Source organism: Winogradskyella bathintestinalis, assembly GCF_030407435.1.
Taxonomy (GTDB): Bacteria; Bacteroidota; Bacteroidia; order Flavobacteriales; family Flavobacteriaceae; genus Winogradskyella; species Winogradskyella bathintestinalis.
The window spans coordinates 1-18,142 of the sequence record NZ_JASDDK010000011.1 but is presented as its reverse complement, the minus strand read 5'-3'; the positions used below and the strand labels follow the sequence as shown (position 1 = coordinate 18,142).

The 18,142-nt window shown below is 32.7% G+C and carries 19 protein-coding genes; 4 read left to right on the top strand and 15 right to left on the bottom strand.

The window, feature by feature from the left end:
• Positions 1-12 precede the first annotated feature (12 nt).
• The 11 genes from QMA06_RS15750 to cyoE form a co-directional block, all read right to left on the bottom strand.
• A complete protein-coding gene (locus QMA06_RS15750; RefSeq protein ID WP_290207872.1) occupies positions 13-1,272 on the bottom strand; it encodes an ABC transporter permease in 1,260 nt (419 codons plus the stop codon).
• 1 nt (position 1,273) lies between these two features.
• Positions 1,274-2,518 (bottom strand): ABC transporter permease, encoded by a 1,245-nt coding sequence (locus tag QMA06_RS15745; protein WP_290207871.1) that lies wholly within the window; start codon positions 2,516-2,518, stop codon positions 1,274-1,276.
• A complete protein-coding gene (locus QMA06_RS15740; RefSeq protein ID WP_290207870.1) occupies positions 2,511-3,212 on the bottom strand; it encodes an ABC transporter ATP-binding protein in 702 nt (233 codons plus the stop codon). Before QMA06_RS15740 ends, QMA06_RS15745 begins: the two co-directional genes overlap by 8 nt.
• Positions 3,213-3,437: 225 nt before the next feature.
• Complete coding sequence (locus QMA06_RS15735; RefSeq protein WP_290207869.1) at positions 3,438-3,680, bottom strand: hypothetical protein; 243 nt, start codon at positions 3,678-3,680, stop codon at positions 3,438-3,440.
• Positions 3,681-3,745: 65 nt separating this feature from the next.
• On the bottom strand, positions 3,746-4,294 hold the full coding sequence (locus QMA06_RS15730; protein WP_290207868.1) for a DUF420 domain-containing protein: 549 nt from the start codon (positions 4,292-4,294) through the stop codon (positions 3,746-3,748).
• A 2-nt stretch (positions 4,295-4,296) separates the two neighbouring features.
• Positions 4,297-5,061: an SCO family protein gene (locus QMA06_RS15725; RefSeq protein WP_290207867.1), complete on the bottom strand. Its 765-nt coding sequence runs from the start codon at positions 5,059-5,061 to the stop codon at positions 4,297-4,299.
• Positions 5,054-5,773: a hypothetical protein gene (locus tag QMA06_RS15720; protein ID WP_290207866.1), complete on the bottom strand. Its 720-nt coding sequence runs from the start codon at positions 5,771-5,773 to the stop codon at positions 5,054-5,056. Before QMA06_RS15720 ends, QMA06_RS15725 begins: the two co-directional genes overlap by 8 nt.
• 181 nt (positions 5,774-5,954) lie before the next feature.
• Positions 5,955-6,404: a cytochrome C oxidase subunit IV family protein gene (locus QMA06_RS15715; RefSeq protein WP_290207865.1), complete on the bottom strand. Its 450-nt coding sequence runs from the start codon at positions 6,402-6,404 to the stop codon at positions 5,955-5,957.
• A 19-nt stretch (positions 6,405-6,423) separates the two neighbouring features.
• Complete coding sequence (locus QMA06_RS15710) at positions 6,424-7,422, bottom strand: cytochrome c oxidase subunit 3 (RefSeq protein WP_290207864.1); 999 nt, start codon at positions 7,420-7,422, stop codon at positions 6,424-6,426.
• A 36-nt stretch (positions 7,423-7,458) separates the two neighbouring features.
• Positions 7,459-8,058, bottom strand: coding sequence for a cytochrome c oxidase subunit 3 (locus tag QMA06_RS15705; RefSeq protein WP_290207863.1), 600 nt, complete (start codon positions 8,056-8,058; stop codon positions 7,459-7,461).
• Entirely contained in the window at positions 8,059-8,952 is an 894-nt protein-coding gene (gene cyoE, locus QMA06_RS15700) for a heme o synthase (protein ID WP_290207862.1), read from the bottom strand.
• A gap of 383 nt (positions 8,953-9,335) precedes the next feature.
• Between cyoE and QMA06_RS15695 the strand changes: the two genes are divergently transcribed.
• A complete protein-coding gene (locus QMA06_RS15695) occupies positions 9,336-10,547 on the top strand; it encodes a retropepsin-like aspartic protease (protein WP_290207861.1) in 1,212 nt (403 codons plus the stop codon).
• 188 nt (positions 10,548-10,735) lie between these two features.
• Here the strand turns inward: QMA06_RS15695 and QMA06_RS15690 are convergent, their stop codons facing one another.
• Positions 10,736-11,362 (bottom strand): LysE family translocator, encoded by a 627-nt coding sequence (locus tag QMA06_RS15690; protein WP_290207860.1) that lies wholly within the window; start codon positions 11,360-11,362, stop codon positions 10,736-10,738.
• Positions 11,363-11,470: 108 nt separating this feature from the next.
• Here QMA06_RS15690 and QMA06_RS15685 point away from each other — a divergent pair, with 108 nt between their 5' ends.
• The 3 genes from QMA06_RS15685 to QMA06_RS15675 all read left to right on the top strand — a co-directional run bounded on the left by QMA06_RS15685 (position 11,471) and on the right by QMA06_RS15675 (position 14,008).
• Positions 11,471-12,337, top strand: a complete 867-nt coding sequence (locus QMA06_RS15685) for a LysR family transcriptional regulator (protein ID WP_290207859.1) — start codon at positions 11,471-11,473, stop codon at positions 12,335-12,337.
• A gap of 170 nt (positions 12,338-12,507) precedes the next feature.
• Positions 12,508-13,536 carry a T9SS type A sorting domain-containing protein gene (locus QMA06_RS15680; RefSeq protein WP_290207858.1) on the top strand — a complete coding sequence of 343 codons (1,029 nt, stop codon included), beginning with the start codon at positions 12,508-12,510 and terminating at the stop codon, positions 13,534-13,536.
• Between the two features lie 211 nt (positions 13,537-13,747).
• Complete coding sequence (locus tag QMA06_RS15675) at positions 13,748-14,008, top strand: DUF6364 family protein (protein WP_290207857.1); 261 nt, start codon at positions 13,748-13,750, stop codon at positions 14,006-14,008.
• Positions 14,009-14,485: 477 nt separating this feature from the next.
• Here QMA06_RS15675 and QMA06_RS15665 read toward each other — a convergent pair whose 3' ends face one another.
• The 3 genes from QMA06_RS15665 to QMA06_RS15655 all read right to left on the bottom strand — a co-directional run.
• Positions 14,486-16,594 (bottom strand): gliding motility protein RemB, encoded by a 2,109-nt coding sequence (locus QMA06_RS15665; protein ID WP_290207856.1) that lies wholly within the window; start codon positions 16,592-16,594, stop codon positions 14,486-14,488.
• 122 nt (positions 16,595-16,716) lie between these two features.
• Positions 16,717-17,505, bottom strand: coding sequence for an energy transducer TonB (locus QMA06_RS15660; protein ID WP_290207855.1), 789 nt, complete (start codon positions 17,503-17,505; stop codon positions 16,717-16,719).
• Positions 17,506-17,623: 118 nt separating this feature from the next.
• On the bottom strand, positions 17,624-18,142 hold a 519-nt coding region (locus QMA06_RS15655; RefSeq protein ID WP_290207854.1), incomplete at its 5' end, for an energy transducer TonB.

The window sequence follows — 18,142 nt, the reverse complement described above, 5'->3', positions numbered from 1 at the left end:
ATTGCTATAAATTTATTCTATTCTTAATGCGTCAACAGGTTTCATTTTGGTAGCGCTATTTGCTGGTATTAATCCAGCTAATACTCCTGAAACTACTAATATGATTAAAGCAGTAAATACAACTTGCATACTTACGCTAGGGTTTGCAAAGTTTTCAACAGGACCAACACTATCTAAAATGGTGTTCATAACCCAAATGACTAATGCGGCAAAGGAAATACCAACCATACCTGATAATATGGTAAGGATTAAACTTTCTTGTAAAATTTGAGATTTTATTGTCCATGGACTTGCACCTAAAGCACGTCTTACTCCTATTTCCTTGGTACGTTCTTTTACAACTATAAGCATAATATTACTGATGCCAATTATACCAGACATTAATACTAATGCACCAACAAAATAACCAACAAAAGATAGAATTGTGAATAAACCATTTACACGTTCAAATTGCTCAGATAAATCGAAATGACCGATAGCACGATCGTCCGTGGGATCTACTTTATGTCTCGATTTCATTAAGTCGAAAATTTGCTGTTTTAGAGACGTAATACTTACACCATCTACAGCCGTAACGGCCATCCAACTTACATTTTCTCCTCTATTAAAGGCTTGACCAAATGTAGTGAATGGTATATAAATTGTACTAGCATCTTGTTCACCATCTCCTTGACTATTGCTCATTTTAAAGGTACCGACGACCAAAAAATTGACTCCATTTACTTTAATATATGTACCTAATACATCTTCTTCTTTGTCATAAAGACCTTTTACAACTCCAATGCCTATTACGCAAATTTTACGTTTAGCTTCAATATCTGAATAACTTATAAAACGACCCTGTATAATATCCATAGGCCGCTGTTTTATAAATTCCGGATAATCTCCGCTAATCTCAAAAGCACCTGATTTTGTACCTCTGGTTACATTGTTTGCTCCATTATAACCTCCCAATTGATTTCGAGGAGATACATATTTTATATTAGGAAACTCCGCTTTTATAGCGGCCACGTCATCTATTTTATAGTTAAAATTGCGCCCTTTAGGTAGACCTTTATAGGGTTTTGATGTGCCCTGCGTCCACATAAACATAGAATTAGTAGCAAAGTCCCCAAAACCTGAAGTGACACCATTTTTTAGTCCATTGGTTAAAGCCAATAGCAGTACTAAAATGGTAATTCCCCAAAACACTCCGAACGCCGTTAAGAACGTTCTAAATTTATTAGCGTTTAAAGCTTCAAGTATTTCATCCCAACGGTCTCTACTAAACATATTATTCGTCTCTTAAGGCATCTATTGGTTTAATCATGGCGGCTCGGTAGGCTGGAATAAATCCGGCTAAAGCGCCAGCTAATACTAACAAAAATACCGTTGTTAATGCAATATTAAAATCTACTTGTGGATATTTTATGAAGTCACTTTCAATTTGTGGCCCAACAATTTCTAACAAACCAAGACCTAATATTAATCCGAATAAACCTGAAAACATGGTTACAAAAACAGCTTCTTGTAAAATCATACCAACAATAGACATTGGTAAGGCTCCTAAAGCTTTTCGTATTCCGATTTCTTTAGTCCGTTCTTTTACAATAATGAGCATAATATTACCAACCCCAACAATACCTGCAATGATAGTTCCTATACCAACAAACCAAAACACGGCTTTTATAGTAGCAATTAAAGAGTAGATTTTTTGAGCTTCTTCTAAAGTGTTATTTACCCTTACGGCGCTTACATCGTCTGGGGCAACCGTATGGATTTCTTTTATTTTTTGCTCTATTCCTAAAGCAATAGCATTAGACCGGGCAACAGCCTCATCAAAATTATCAGCCATCTTTACGGTGAAAGCCATATTTCTAATGTTTTCACCTGCATTAAAAACACTTTGAGCTGTACTTATTGGAATATATACCTGGCTTTCTTCGCGATCACCTCCTGGATCGAAATAAACACCAACCACTTTAAAATTCATTCCAAAGATTTGAATGTTTTTATTTATAGGATCCTCATCTTTAAACAGGTCCATTTTCATTTTGTTTCCAATGATGGCTACTTTTTTGCCTTCATTAATATCAGATTGACTAATAAAGCGTCCTGTACCAATATCTGCGTTCTCAATAAATTGGTTATCGGGTAGCGTCCCTCTAACCCGATAATTTCCTGATTCGTTATTATAAGATACTGTTCCGCCCCAAATCATATAATCTTTAGTACGGTATTCTAAATAATTATCATACTCATTTGTAACGGCATCAAAGCTCGAATTTTTAAGCTGAACATATCGTCCCGGATTTAAACCTTTATAACCTTTTGTGGTTACACCTGTCCAAACTGAAACTCTATTGGTAGCATCTTGCTCAAACTGCGACTTCACCCCATTGGCGATGCCTTCACTAAAACCTAGAAGTATCACTAATATAAAAATTCCGGAAGCCACTGAAAGCCCTGTAAGAAACGTTCGTAATTTGTTTTTACTTAAGGTTTCAAATATTTCTTGCCAACGTTCTAAATCAAACATGAAGTGAAGCTCTTACTTGTTCTACCTTACTATCATCGATAATAACACCATCCTTAAGGTTAACGATGCGTTTGGTCATGTGTGCAATATCATCTTCGTGAGTGACTACGAGTATAGTTTTTCCTTCGTCATTAATCCCTTGAATGAGTTCCATAACCTCGTAAGAGGTTTTGGTATCTAACGCACCCGTTGGTTCATCGGCTAATAACACTTTTGGATCACTAGCCAAAGCTCTTGCAATAGCCACACGTTGTTTCTGTCCGCCTGAAAGTTCGCTCGGTAAATGATGAGACCATTGTGCCAAACCTACTTTTTCGAGATAATGCATGGCTTTCTCAGTGCGCTCTTTCCGCTTAACACCTTTATAATACAATGGCATTGATACATTGTCTAAGGCACTTTTGTAATTGATTAGATTGAAAGACTGAAATATGAAACCTAAAAACTCGTTTCTATATTTAGCGGCGATTTTCTCATTAAGATTTTTAATGGGTACATTATCTAGAATGTATTGACCTTCATCTGCTTCATCTAGCATTCCCAAAATATTCAATAATGTCGATTTTCCAGAACCGGAAGACCCCATAATAGACACTAACTCACCTTCGTTTACTTCAAAATTAATACCTTTTAAAACATGGAGAGAATTACTTCCCATGTGGTAAGATTTGTGTAAATCTTTAATCTGAATCATAGTATGGCTGGTTAGTTTTGCAATTTTACTAAAAACTTAATCGTAATTATGCCAACAAATTGTTAAGAATTACCATTAATTACGTTTACCAATTTCAAATTTAAAAAGTCAATTATCGTAGATATATATTCATTTTTTAATATAAATACATATAGAATTAATTATACTATTGAAATTCTAAATTAGCACGGGTTATTTTCATAAGACTACTAAAACGGTATTTTGTTACACCGACTCATTACTATTATTTGTTTTTTCTGGTTTAATGAATTTTATATAAACAATATAACCTAAGGTACCCACCAAAATATAAGGTATAACCATTAAGAACATAATACCATCATTGATACCTACTGCAGCCGATTGGTCTTCACCACTTTCTAGTACAGCTCTACACATGGCGCACTGTGCATTTGATGTTAAAAAACAAAAAAATGTAAAAAGTAATATGATAAATTTATTTTTCATGATATAAGGTTTAAACCTACAACATTGCTCACACTGGAATCAGTAACTAATCAGTTAGACCAAATTTACTGAGCATAATATGGAGAAATCATTAGATAAACGACAACACCAGTTATTGCCACATATAGCCATAATGGAAATGTAATTCTAGCTATTTTTTTATGACGTTCTATATTATTGGTTATGGCTCTGACATACGTAATTAGAACAAACGGAATGATAACAATAGACAAGAGGATATGTGAAATTAAAATAAAATAATAGATGTATTTAATCACTCCCTCACCTCCGAATTTTGTAGAATCACTAGTCATGTGATAAGCTATGTAAAGCAATAAGAAAATCACTGAACTCCAAATAGCGGTGGTCATTAAATTTTCGTGAAGCACTAACTTTTTCTTTTTAATAGCAATAAAAGCAGTCACTAAAAAAATGGCGGTTATGCCATTAATAGTTGCATAAATTGGAGGTAAAAATGTTAGTGATGGCACATCGAAACCTAAATCACGAAGATTAATTCCGAACAGAGCTGCCACAGCAACAGGAATAATTACAGACAGAATAACAATCCATTTATTGTATTTCTTTTCCTTATCTAAATCGACTGAATCCATGTCTATTCTTTTAATAATTTAGCAATATCTTCTTTTAAAATGGTAATTTCTTGCGAAATGCCATCTTCATCCACACCAACTGCTTCAGGAATTAATCCATTGTAAAAGATGAGTGGGTTTCCGAAGTTATCTTTTCTAGATCTTATATAACCTTCTTTATCAATTAAGGCAAAATTTCCTGAATGTTCAAACCCACCTTCAACACTATCGTCTTTCGCCGTATATAAGTTAAAGCCTTCATTAGCGAGTTTATAAATCGCCTTCTCTTCACCGGTTAAAAAATTCCAATTAGGATTGGTAATATTATATTTATCTGCATAGTCTTTTAAAACCTCAGGTGTATCTATATCTGGAGTAATTGTGAACGACGCTATACCAAAGTTGTCGAAATTTTCAAATTGATCTTGTACTTCTACTAAGTTTCTATTCATAATTGGGCAAATCGTTGGGCAAGTAGTAAAAAAGAACTCGACAACATATACTTTACCTAAATAATCTTTATTAGTTACGGTTTTCCCATATTGATTTGTGAAACTAAATTCTGGAACCATTTTAGGTTGACCATTAATTTCTAAATAAGATAAGCCGCTTTTATTCTTTTTAGTATTTTTTTCTATGCTTGGTTTCGTTACATCTTGGCTGCGAATTCCATCTCGTACAATATCGCCTTCGCTTATACGATTGATTATTTTTGGTATAAAAATAATTCCGAAAACAAGCATTATAAATGCTATACCTACATACGAATAATTTGATTTTTTACTCATGGCTCTGTTTTATTTCTTTATCTCTTCTTGTGCTAGAATTTTCGAATTTACCTTGTCTTTTTTGACGATATTCGGTAAATAAAATTCTAACATCATCGCTCATCATATTTTTTATCTCTGCAACCTCAATGGAATTGTATTCATATACGCTAAAAGCCGGTTTATTTTCTTCTATTTGCCGTTCATCTCTACCGTCAATTCTTCCGCGCTGATTTAAGTCTTTATCGATTATAAACACATTATCCGTTGATAAATCGGTTGCCAATTGACCGCTAGATTTCAAAGAGTGATATAACATCTTTATTTCACCTTCGGTACCAAAAGCATAATGCCAAAACTTTAAATCTTCGTAGGTATTAACCTCTTTTTTGAGAGCCGTAATTTCAGCTTCAGTACCTTCTGGAACTACAATTACAATTTGAAATTGCTTAAAGCCTTTAAACTTGTCATAAACTAACTCCTTAAGATTTAAAGCTGCAATTGATTTATTCAACGGTGTTTTTCCTAGAAAACCTAAAACAGTTATATGATCTTTTAACAATAAGCTATCGGACTTATCTGAAGTAAAATTGGCAATATCAGAGACGTTGTTATTTACAATATTCAACGGCTCGTAATTATGTTTCGCCGGATAGAGCATTAACAAAAAAGCGACTGGTAAAAAGAATAAAATACCGAGAACTACGTTGCGTTTTATTTTACTTGTTTCCATTTACAGCCTTTATTATCGTTGATCCTTTCGGCGTTTGCTTTAGTTTGCAAAAATAAAAAAGGTGGTTTATATAAACCACCTTTTAATTGTATTTAACACTTCTATTGCGCTCAGTGTTAGTATTGCGAGTTTATTTTACACCAGAACACTATTAAAGCACTCAATGTAAATTAATATTTCGCTAAAAATCTTTCTTTATCAAAGCATCTTCACCATTGTAAACATCAAAGACATAACCTCCTTCTTGTAACATAATAAAAATTAAATAACAGATAAGGAAAACACCTGTCCAAACCACCATTTTTCTCATGCTTCCAGTTTCATCTCGCATGTGCATAAAATCCCATGTAATATAATAGGCTTTAACAATGGTTAATAAAATGAAGATTAGATTTAAAGGTTTCATGTAAACAATAGGAGATAGAATCACATTACCTAACGTTGCAAAAAACCCACCACCTTCGATAGGATCCATCCAAGTATGCATAAAGATGTCTGGTTTATAAATACCTAAAACAACTTCTACTACAGTTATAAATGTAAGGAACATTAAAACTCCCCAAATCTTTTGTGTGTTAGATTTGAATTTCCAACGACCTCTGAATATTTCTAATTTATGCTCGTGTGCCATAATTTAATCTTAAAATTTTTTATACTAAATAGAAGAATGTGAATACAAATACCCATACCAAATCGACAAAGTGCCAGTATAATCCCACTTTTTCGACCATTTCATAACTTCCTCTTCGCTCGTAAGTACCAAGTATTACATTAAAGAAAATGATAATATTAATTACCACCCCTGATAATACGTGAAACCCGTGAAAACCTGTAATGAAGAAAAAGAAATCTGCAAATAATGTCGTACCATATTCATTCACATGTAAATTAGCACCTTTCACTACTAATTGCCCATTCTCTTTAATCTGTCTAAGTGACTCCGCTCTAGATAATACTGTTTTATGACCTTCCTCATTAATGATTTGAGTTCTAACCAATACATTTTCATCAGCTACTAAGCCTGCATATATTTCATTTACCGTAAACGGAGGCAGAGCAGCTTCTTCTCTAAACCAAAGTCCATTCTTACGTTCATGTTCTACTCTAACATCAGCAATTGGTATTGCTAGCTCTTCTATTGAAACACGCTTAAATTTCTCTTCCCCATCAACAGTGACATATTCACCAAACTGCAGAATATTTCCACCTTTAGTTTGTACAGCACCATAATCTCCTTGAATAAATGTTGCCCATTCCCAAGCTTGAGAACCTACGAAAATAGCACCACCAATAATGGTTAAGAACATGTACAAAGTTACTTTAGCTTTGTTCATATGATGACCAGCATCAACGGCCAATACCATTGTAACGGAAGACATAATAAGTACAAAGGTCATAAATGCCACATAAATCATTGGCAATTCTTGACCGTGCAAAAACGGAACGTGCGTAAATACCTCGTCTGCAATTGGCCATTCGTTGATAAACTTAAATCTCGAAAAACCATAAGCTGCCAAGAAACCTGAAAATGTTAATGCATCAGATACAATGAAGAACCACATCATCAATTTTCCGTAACTCGCTCGAAGTGGACTTTTACCACCTCCCCAAGTTTTATCTTCTGTACCAGTCGCTACTGTAGAATCCATAGAATTTATTTAAACTTTAAGATTGGACAAAAATAATCAAATTATATATCTAAAAAAATATAAAAACAAAAAGAGCACAAGCCAAAGCATATCTACGAAATGCCAGAAATTTGCTGCCAGTTCAAAACCCAACATATTGTTGGCATTATACTTTTGTTTAAAATGATTATAAATTACAACAATGAGACATATTAGACCAGCAATAACGTGCGCTATGTGCAATACTGTTATAATATAAATGTAAGACATTGTGATATTACTTGTAGGACCTGTAAAGTTATAACCAGTAGCTATAATTTCTCCAAATCCAATAAACTGACTGTAAACAAATGCCACACCCAAACCTAACGTAACTAATAACCATATAGTTACCATTTTCATTTTGTTTTCACTAAGCGCCTTTTTGCCTAAATGAAACGTAAGGCTACTCAACAAAATGAGAACTAAACTAATTAGAAAAGCATTTGGTAATTGAAAATCTACCAACCAATCTTCATTGAGACGTTGTTTACTACTTACAATAAATGCACTCATTAAACCTGCAAAAGACATAATTAGAGAGCCAATGCCAAACCATAACATCATTTTTTTAGATCTTGCTCTTTTTTCTTGTGATGTTCCTTCTGTTAAATCCATTTATCTCAAAAATTTATCTGCAACATATATTATTTGCAATAGTGTTATATAAAACACGCTTGATAGCATGAGTTGTTTTGCTGCTTTTATAGAGCGCTGTTTAAATAATTTTAGTGCATAAACTAGCATTACCAAACCTAGGATAAATACTAAAATAGCGCCAACAATGGATAGTTTTAAATCCCCCGTAAAACCGAATACAGGAATTATAGATACAATTATAGTCCACACACTATACATAATGATCTGTACAGCTGTCCCTTTATCTGGCTTACCTGTAGGCAGCATGTGGAATCCTCCTTTTTTATAATCGTCGTGTAAAAACCAACCAATCGCCCAAAAATGGGGAAATTGCCAAAAAAATTGAATCGCAAATAACGTCCCGGCTTCAATGCCAAAACTATTACGAGCTGCCACCCACCCTAACATAAAAGGTATTGCCCCTGGTAACGCACCAACAAAAACCGCCAAAGACGTTTTTGTTTTTAAGGGTGTATAAACGCTAGTATATAAAAATATTGAAATGGCACCATACATGGCTGTTTTTGGGTTTATAATATATAATGTAATTAAACCCAAAACAGTAAAAGATGTTGCAATAATAAACGCCGTGTTTACCGACATACGACCCGCAGGAATTGGTCTATTTTTGGTCCTATTCATAAGCGCATCTAAGTCGCGCTCAATTATTTGATTGTAGGCATTAGAAGCCCCAACCATAAAATAACCACCAAAAGCCAATAAAAGAAGCGTAGTAACACTTATGGTTTCGGCGCCCAAAAAATAACCTGCAATTGAAGAAAACACCACACTTAGGGATAATCCCATTTTGGTGATTTCCTTAAAATCCGTGACAACAGAAGCTGTTGATACCGCTGATTTTGTGCTACTCAAACCGAATTTATTTAGTTCTTTTTAAAGCGAGTGCAAAGATAGTTTGAAAAATAATTATGAGCAATGTTAAATCTTAGTTTATTCTGAAAATGACAAGTAGATCGTTTGTAGAATGAACTACGAGATGAAAAAAGTGATGAGAATAGTAAAAATTTTTAAACCAAGGCTGTATATTTTATACTTATGCTTTAATTTAAAAAAATTATCTTTACTAGATCTCAGTGATATTAAACTTACTATAGCCTCAATAATTAATGGGGTATCCATTATAAAAGTAATTATAAAACACGTTACCACACATTTGAACAAAAATTCGTCTTCAGGCAACCTTTAGGTAAAAAATTACGTCTATAATATTATAACATAGAAAATTCAAGAAAGAAATGACTAAACTAAAAACTTACATCTTATTTATTTTTATATCATTATTTAGCATAAATTCTAATGCCCAAGCCGAAAAAATGCTCGAATGGGCAACTCAAGGAACAGTTGAAAATGAGAGTTATAATTCAGAAATTCCATTTCGATATGTAGATGGATATATTTTTGTAGATATAATTCAAAATAATAATACATATAATTTTCTTTTTGATACTGGTGCCGAAGCAACAGTTATAGATAAATCTATTATTGGCGAGTTTGGGTACAAACCATTTTCTAAATCATCTGTATCTGGACCAATAATTAAAGATGGAGATATAAACACAGTTTTATTATCAAGTATTAGTATTGCAGATGTAGAATTCAAAAATATTGGTGCTGTATCTATAGATTTTGGATTTGCTAAAAAGAAATTCTGTGAAAAATTGGATGGCATTATTGGTACAACATTATTAAAAAAAGCCAAATGGCAAATAGATTACAAAAATAAAATTATTCGTTTATCTAATGATATTGAGAACCTAATATCTGAAAAACCAAAGTACACACTAACTACAACACTTCCAGAAAAAGGTTGGGGAACAGAAACTATAAAACTAAATATTGACGGATATATATCGGAATTTAACTTTGATACAGGAAATGGACGTGAGAAAATGGTATTAAGAGCAACCTCTCTAAAAAACTTTATTGGTAACAACAAACACACCATTATACAATACCGATTTAGTAAATCTGCTTTAGATTATCGATTTATTGCGAAAAACGTAACAATTGGAGACATACAACTTGAGAATCAAAATATAAGTTTACAAAGAGAAGTCAAAAATCTTCAGCTTTTAGGAAATCGATTTTTTGAGAATTATATAATTACAATTGACTGGGAAAAACATCAACTATTTTTAGCACCTACTGAAGATAGTGTTTCAGACTTGCTAATCGATTTTGAGCTAAATTTTAAGCCAAACTTTGAAACTAACAAAGTAGAAGTTGCGACAGGGTTAAGAACTTTTATTAAGAAAAATAAAATAAAACAAGGTGCTATACTTTTGAAAGTTAATGGCAAAGACATTTCCAATTTCTCACACCAAGAACTTTGCGACTTCTGGAATACCGAATGGCCTAAAATAACAGATGCCGAAAAATTGAACATAGTCATTTCTCAAAAGGGAAAACCCAAAGAAATTGTTATAACCAAAAAGAAACTGACTTAAAAAAACGTGTGGTAACACCGTGTATAATTCATTGCTAGTTATAGCCTACTTACGAAAGTCCTCGCGGACTTTCTATCTGTGATTTATTTGCTAACTTTAGTGCTTAAACACGCAACGAAATCATACACAAAACCGTTAGCACCAATTTGAAAAAAAACGCCCGATGAATAACGAAATCGGGCGAAAACTTAAATTTTAGCTAATGCTATTTTTATACCCATAATTATAAAAACCAAACCACTCAATGTATTTAACCAACGTCCTGATTTAGGAAAACTTTTTAACTTTTGACTGAAAACACTAGCGAATAATGTCAAAATCAAAAACCACACAATCCCGATTAAGGCATAAGTTATTCCCAATAATAGAAACGGAATAGGATTATCCATTTGATTTACATTAATAAATTGAGGAAAAAAAGCCAGAAAGAATAATGCAACTTTCGGATTTAAAGTATTAGTTAAAAATCCAGACCAGAAATCATTTTTTGAATTTCTGCTAAACTTTTTATTATCAGCTGGAAAAAATCCCTCTTTGTTCTTCAACTTTAAAAAACCCAAATAAATCAGATATCCTGCACCAAGAAATTTGATTAAACTAAATCCAATAGTAGATTTTGCAATAAGAACAGACAAACCTAATGCAGCAAAAAATGTATGCACCAAAACACCTGTATTTATGCCAAATGCTGCATAAACTCCTGACTTTCTTCCTTGACCTATAGATTTATTTAAAACGAAAACTGTGTCAATTCCTGGCGTCATAATAAAAAACAAAGCCGTCACTATATATGTCGTTAAATTTTCAATTCCCATTGTGTTCTATTTTTTAAAATTAATAAAATATTTTCAACAAAGAAACAGTTTTGATATACTTCAAAAAATACATATTTTTGACCAACTAATGCAAAAACAGCATTAATTATGACAATTCAACAAATAAAATATTTTTTAGTTCTTGCCAAAGAACTTCATTTCTGGAATACGGCAGAGAAAGTTTTTATATCACAGTCTTCATTAAGCAGACAAATCCAAGCTTTGGAAGATGAACTACAAATACAACTTTTTGAACGGGACAAGAGAAATGTCAAGCTCACAAATGCGGGTAAATTTCTTCAAGAACAATGGAGGGAGGAAATTAAAGAGTTTGACCAAATAATAAGACAGGCAAAAAAAATTGACGAAGGAAAAGCGGGAACTATTTCTATAACGTATCCGGGTTCTATCGCTTATGAATTTTTACCAAAATTCTTGGAGGTTTTAAGCAATAATCTACCTGATTTAAAAATAGAATTAACTGAACCGACAGACGAAAATCACGAAAAGCTTTTATTAAACTTTCAAACTGACATAGCATTTAGTAGAGATAAAATTAAAAATGCAAATATCGACTCTCAAAAACTTTATTCTGAACCAATTTGTTTGGTTGTTCCTAAAAACCATAGGTTAAACAAAAAGAATTTGACTGGATTAGAGAACGAAAAGTTTATTATTTCGGGTTTACACCAAACCACTTTTTTTGCTTCGTTATTAAGGTCGTGGTTTTCAAAAAATGGAATTGAACCCAAAACCATAATTGAATCGGATTTTGGAGGAATGATAATGAATCTCGTTTCCAAAGGACTTGGAATCTCTATTTTGCCATTGTCGTTTAAATCGGCTCAAGCAGAAAATGTTGAGTTTATAGAATTAGAAGAAAAAATAGATTTATACATAAACTGGCGAAAAAAGGAACTGAACAACACAATTAAAAAAGTGATTGAACTTGCGGAAAATGTTGCGAAAAAATAAAAACTGGTGCTAATACCGTATATAATTCATTGCTGGTTAAAGCCTACTTACGAAAGTCCTCGCGGACTTTCTATCTGTGATTTATTTGCTAAATTTAGTGCTTAAACACACAACGAAATCATACACAAACACGTTAACAAATATTAAAGCAAAAAATAATCGTTAGAACTATGAAACAAATTTATATTTTATTAATCATTATAGCATTGAATATTACTTTGTCAAATGCACAAACTACAGATTTAATTACTAATCTTGACTGTACTTGTGGTTTAGCATTTAAGGGTGATGAGCTATATTTTTCCGAATACGATTCAGGCAAAATTTCTAAAATAAACGTAACAGAAATCAACCCGTTACCAACAACTGTATTTACAGGGCTTATTGGACCAACGGCTCTTGCGTTTAACGGTAATGATTTATACATTGCTGAGTCTAGTGGGGATAAAATCTCTAAAATAGACATTACCGATACCACACCAGTTTTGAAGAGTGTTATATCAGGAATTGATTGGCCCTATTCAATTGCAATTAAAAACAACGAATTATACTTTACTGAATTTTTGGGTGAAATTTCTAAAATTGATATTTCACAAACATCGCCAACTAAAACTACATTGTTAACCCTTGGATGGCAAAATAAAATTGTAATTAACGAAAATGATTTATATATAGCTGAATATACTCTTGGAAAAATTTCAAAAATAGATATTACGGATAGTACACCAAATACTGTCTCTATAGCTTCTATCGATTTTGCTAGCGGAATTATCCTCGACGATGAGGATTTATTTTTTGCTCATTATGACGAAAATATTATTTCAAAAAAGAATATATTAAATAGTGAAGAAACAACATTGGTTACAGGACTTAACAATCCTACAGATCTTGAGATTAAGGATAATATTTTATACATAGTTCAGGTAGATAAAATTACTAAACTAGATTTATCCACGCTTTCAATTGAAGATGATAACTTAATCAATAAAGTGAAATTATTTCCTAACCCAGCTGAGGATATTATTCAAGTTTCACATTTGACAAATGATACAAACTTCAAAATATATAATATTCTAGGACAGCAGTTGTTAAATGGGACTCTATTAAAAGATGGTTTTATAAATATCGAACATTTAAATAAAGGATTCTATTTTTTGAATCTTGAAAATAAAAATGTAATAAAGTTTTTAAAAAAATAACATTTGCTAACAAACGGTATAAGTAATTGATTGTTAGCGCCCACTATGGAAATTACTCGCCGATTTTCAGTTTGGCGTATACTTGTAAAGTTAAGTGCTGACCCACGCAACGAAATCATACACTATACCGTTAGCGACAAACAAGAAAAAAATTCGTAATAAAAACAAACTTACGTGATAAATTATTTAATTTATCACGTAAAAAAATGTTTTGGACAAAACATTGCCATTGAGTTTAGACAAAGTAATTATCGAAAATGCAAAGAATTATGCTAAATCGAACAACATTAGCTTGTCAAAACTTATCGAATCATATTTGATAACACTCACTAAACAGGAAATAACTTCAACGAAAACCACACCTCTTGTTGAAAGTTTAAGTGGAATAATTAATCTTGATGAGGATTTTGACATTAGAGATGCGTATACCGATTACCTAATTGAGAAATACAATAAACAGATTATTGATTGATACAAATATCGTTATAGATTTACTTTCAAAACGAGATAACTTCTATGATGAACCTGCCAATTTATTTTCTCGTGCGGACCAAAAAAGAATTGGAATTAACTATTTCACCTTTAACATTTGTAAATACAAATTATATTCTTTCAAAACTAAAATCAGCAAAAGAAGCGAGGGTAATATTGAGGAAATTTAAAATGCTTGTTGAATTGTTAAGACTGGATGACAAGAATACGGAATTAGCGTTGAACGTAGAAAATTTTCCAAACTTCGAAGACGGATTACAATTATTCTGCTATCGAAAATCAAATAGAAATCATTATCACACATAATAATAAAAACTTCAAAATTCATAAATCCCTGTTATGACTGCGAATGAATTTTTAACGCGATAATAATGCCACTGGCTAACTCCCTCCAGAAGATTTATACAATTGAAACCCTAAATTCAAATTTTGAGATGACTATAAACTATCACTCAAATCAAAAATCTTTATACCAATTAAACAGATCCGTCCTAACACCAATGCTAAACCAGACCGTATTGGAATCTTGTGTTGATGCGGTTATGGCATCTGGATTAAAATCCCTGTATATGAGGTTGGCAAAAAGTTTTAGATTGGTGGCCGGATTGACGAGATAACTCGCTTGAACTTCTGTCATAAAACTATTCGTTTTGTTGCCTTGTCCAATTTCTATCCCTGTGTCTGCATTACGATCGTTATAATTTCTATAAATATCGCCACCATAAGAAAAGTTGTCCTCATCAGTATTAAAATCGAAGCCACGTTGCCCTATTATAAATTTAGCATCTGCAGCCCAACGTTTATAATTATAGCGTCCAATTAATACCAACTCCCTAAAATTCGCTCCCCAAAGATGTGCCATTGGTTGATTAAAATGGGCGTAATTTAAGACTTGTGTGTTATGCGAATACGTATATGGTCGTACACGGTTATATTCGGCCTGAAGCAATAAGTTATCCACCTTGAAGGCGTTAAAATATTTTATTCCCAATTGAAATCCGAATTTGTTCTTCCAGCTTTTTTCTCCAGCTTTTACATCACTTAAAGAAAACTCATCAAGAATAAATTGTCCGTATAAATTAACTTTATTATTCCATTTATATTTAGAACTTAGTCCTAAAATGGCATTTCCAGCACCTTGACCTGATTCAAATTCTATGGCTCTGAAAAATATTATCGGATTCAAATAATTGATATCGAAACCTCTTCCATTAAAATCTGTCCACAATACCGATTCAAACAAGCCAATATTTAATCGTTTAGAAACATTCCAACTCAAATAATGATTTGCCATGTATTTAGTTAAAAATGCTTTATCTACTACAACCTCTGGTCGCACATCTTTTAACCACATCCATGTGCTGGTGTATTTAATTTTCCAAAATGAGGTATTAAGTTTCAGGAAAGTATGAGGACTCGCCACATCACTTTGAAATAAAGATCGATATCCGTCACCAATAAAATTTTTACCATGTCCGAATTGTACGTTTAAAAAGTCGGCCGGTGTATAGGATAAATAGGCTTCTGCTACAGGGTAATCATAAGAATCTTCCTTAAATCGCTTACCAATACCTCTACCTGGAATTATAGCCGGATCTGGACCAAAAGCTTTCAAACTCTCAGCATAACGATTAAAGTAATCTGCAAAACGACCTTGACTTTCATAAACCGAAGTCACTAAATTAAAGCGTTTTCCTAAACCCGCTTGTATATAAATTCCTCTAGTATTGTTATAAGTAGAGCCAAAATCAGCTTCACTATCTTTTCCTACTTGTAAATCTAGAATAGGATCGACCGTAAACCAATAATCCTTGCCTTGGACATTTACTAGATGCTCATTAAACACTTTTTTCTCCAACCAAGTATCGGTATCTTTTGCTAAGCTTTCTTTTTCAGCTTTAATATCATAATACCTAGCGACATCACTATATACAAATGGTTTCGCTGCCGTATGACTGTTGGTACCTATAGCATTCATTTCTGCATCAAACCGCGCGTAATAAGAGTGTGTAAAAGGGACATTCAGTTCACTGCTATATTCAAGATTTTCGTATGGTTTTAACTCGTCATTAACCTTATCAAATTCGTTAGAAAGAGTAGCATTAAGACTATCCTTTTCTGTAAGCTGAATATCGTTAGTGGTTAGATCTTTATTTCTTATTGGTGTTACTAAAGGTATGGCAATTGTAATACTATACTGAACAAATGTTGGATTGCCATTATAGGTCGCTGGTTCTATTTTAGGAAGTTGTTCAAAAACACGTTTACTTTCTTGTTTTAATGCGTCATAAATTGCATCAACATAAATAACCTTAAATTCACCCTCTTGATTAACTTCAAACAAAACCTGTACATTACCTTGGTATGAATCCTCTAATACAATGTTGGGCACTTTAAAATTATTGTAGATGAAAGTGTTGAGTGTAAAATTGAAACAAGACTTTAATTGTGTCACTACTTCAGATTCACATTCACTAAATACTGGAGGTTTTTCGTAAGAAACATTGGTTTGAGTATAACTAAAAGTTGTTGTTAAAAGAATAGCAATTAGCAGTATGCGCTTCATAAAAGACTCATTTTTAATGTGCGAAAGATACTTATTTTTTTTAGTAACCATAAACTGAAATTACACATTAAAAAAACCGCTATTTTATCAATAACGGTTTTATTATATTAATTTAAAATTTCCTAATTTCTAACTTGAAACGTAATTGGAAGATTATAAATAACACCAACGGCCTTGTCTCTTTGATAACCAGGTTTCATATGGGGAATTTTATCAATTATACGTTTCGCTTCTTTTTCTAATGCTGTATGTGGCGCTCTAACTTTCACGTCTACAACGTTTCCGTTTTTATCTATAGTAAATTGGGTTTGAATTTTTTGTACTCCTGTTAATCCATAATCAGACGCTAAACCTGTATTAAATTTCTTTCCAACTAATTTAGCGATTTTGTCGGACATACATTTTTTGCGCGCCGTATTATCCTTAAAATTCTCACAGCCAGGATAAATTGGGGCAATCTCTATTCTAATAAAGTCAACTATTGGTTCATCTACAGGTGTATCAACAACCTTAATATCGTCAACTTTAACTGGGGTAAACGGTTTAGGATCCGAAATAACCAAATCCACAGGTTTTATATCCACAAAATCGTCCTCTACCACTTTAACTTTATTAGTTAATACTGTTTGCTTTGTTTGCCTTTGTTTCTTTTCAGGAATAAAATCTGGTTCCACCCTAAATTTATCAACTACATCAATAGTAGCTAACTCATTAGTTTCAACGGTGTCTATAATGAGTTTCTTCTCTTGAAATTGCATTTCAAAAAGTGCGTAAGTACCCAATAAACAAAGTATCAGTCCTATCTGGAAATAAAGGGTTGAGTTTTTTTGTAAATTTGCATCGTGCTTGTGTGATTTCTTTTCTGTAATGCTCTGACCAGCATTACCGAAGTCTTTTTTAGAATTTTTCATAATACTATAATTTAAATGTTAATATTATGTAAAAATCACAATAAGCATACCAAAACGAAAATCCCGTTCAATTAATTTTGAACGGGATTTTTATATAAATTAGAATACTATCTATTTCTTAATCTTGCACTTGGAATACAATTGGAATTGAGAATGGCATAACCACTGGTTTTCCTCTTTGCTTACCTGGTTTCATTTTAGGTAACAAACCTATAACACGCTTTGCTTCTTTCTCTAATCCTGGATGTGGACCACGAGCACCAACACTAGTGATGTTTCCAGATTTATCGACTTTAAATTGTACAAATATTCGTTTTTTACCAGGAGGTAATCCTAAATCGCCAGCTAAATCTGTATTGAATTTTTTACCGATGAATTTATTCACCTTAGCATTCATACATTCTTTCTTCGCTGCATTACCTTTTTCCTTTTCACAACCCGGAAAAACAGCCACATTTTCAATTACTGAGAATGGCACCTCTATATCTTCCTCTACTTCAGCAACCTCAACTTCTTCAACTTCAACAATTTCTGTTTCCATTTCCGTTTCAGTCGATTCGATAACTGTTTCTTCCACCTCTACTTCATCCTCCACAACTTCAATAATTTCTGGAGCTGGTGGCGGTGGTGGCGGTGG

What these genes read in the sequence shown, in the direction of transcription:
- QMA06_RS15750 (WP_290207872.1), bottom strand. Translation starts at nt 1,272, where the DNA reads ATGTTTAGTAGAGACCGTTGGGATGAAATACTTGAAGCTTTAAACGCT.
- QMA06_RS15745 (WP_290207871.1), bottom strand. Translation starts at nt 2,518, where the DNA reads ATGTTTGATTTAGAACGTTGGCAAGAAATATTTGAAACCTTAAGTAAA.
- QMA06_RS15740 (WP_290207870.1), bottom strand. Translation starts at nt 3,212, where the DNA reads ATGATTCAGATTAAAGATTTACACAAATCTTACCACATGGGAAGTAAT.
- QMA06_RS15735 (WP_290207869.1), bottom strand. Translation starts at nt 3,680, where the DNA reads ATGAAAAATAAATTTATCATATTACTTTTTACATTTTTTTGTTTTTTA.
- QMA06_RS15730 (WP_290207868.1), bottom strand. Translation starts at nt 4,294, where the DNA reads ATGGATTCAGTCGATTTAGATAAGGAAAAGAAATACAATAAATGGATT.
- QMA06_RS15725 (WP_290207867.1), bottom strand. Translation starts at nt 5,061, where the DNA reads ATGAGTAAAAAATCAAATTATTCGTATGTAGGTATAGCATTTATAATG.
- QMA06_RS15720 (WP_290207866.1), bottom strand. Translation starts at nt 5,773, where the DNA reads ATGGAAACAAGTAAAATAAAACGCAACGTAGTTCTCGGTATTTTATTC.
- QMA06_RS15715 (WP_290207865.1), bottom strand. Translation starts at nt 6,404, where the DNA reads ATGGCACACGAGCATAAATTAGAAATATTCAGAGGTCGTTGGAAATTC.
- QMA06_RS15710 (WP_290207864.1), bottom strand. Translation starts at nt 7,422, where the DNA reads ATGGATTCTACAGTAGCGACTGGTACAGAAGATAAAACTTGGGGAGGT.
- QMA06_RS15705 (WP_290207863.1), bottom strand. Translation starts at nt 8,058, where the DNA reads ATGGATTTAACAGAAGGAACATCACAAGAAAAAAGAGCAAGATCTAAA.
- QMA06_RS15695 (WP_290207861.1), top strand. Translation starts at nt 9,336, where the DNA reads ATGACTAAACTAAAAACTTACATCTTATTTATTTTTATATCATTATTT.
- QMA06_RS15690 (WP_290207860.1), bottom strand. Translation starts at nt 11,362, where the DNA reads ATGGGAATTGAAAATTTAACGACATATATAGTGACGGCTTTGTTTTTT.
- QMA06_RS15685 (WP_290207859.1), top strand. Translation starts at nt 11,471, where the DNA reads ATGACAATTCAACAAATAAAATATTTTTTAGTTCTTGCCAAAGAACTT.
- QMA06_RS15680 (WP_290207858.1), top strand. Translation starts at nt 12,508, where the DNA reads ATGAAACAAATTTATATTTTATTAATCATTATAGCATTGAATATTACT.
- QMA06_RS15665 (WP_290207856.1), bottom strand. Translation starts at nt 16,594, where the DNA reads ATGAAGCGCATACTGCTAATTGCTATTCTTTTAACAACAACTTTTAGT.
- QMA06_RS15660 (WP_290207855.1), bottom strand. Translation starts at nt 17,505, where the DNA reads ATGAAAAATTCTAAAAAAGACTTCGGTAATGCTGGTCAGAGCATTACA.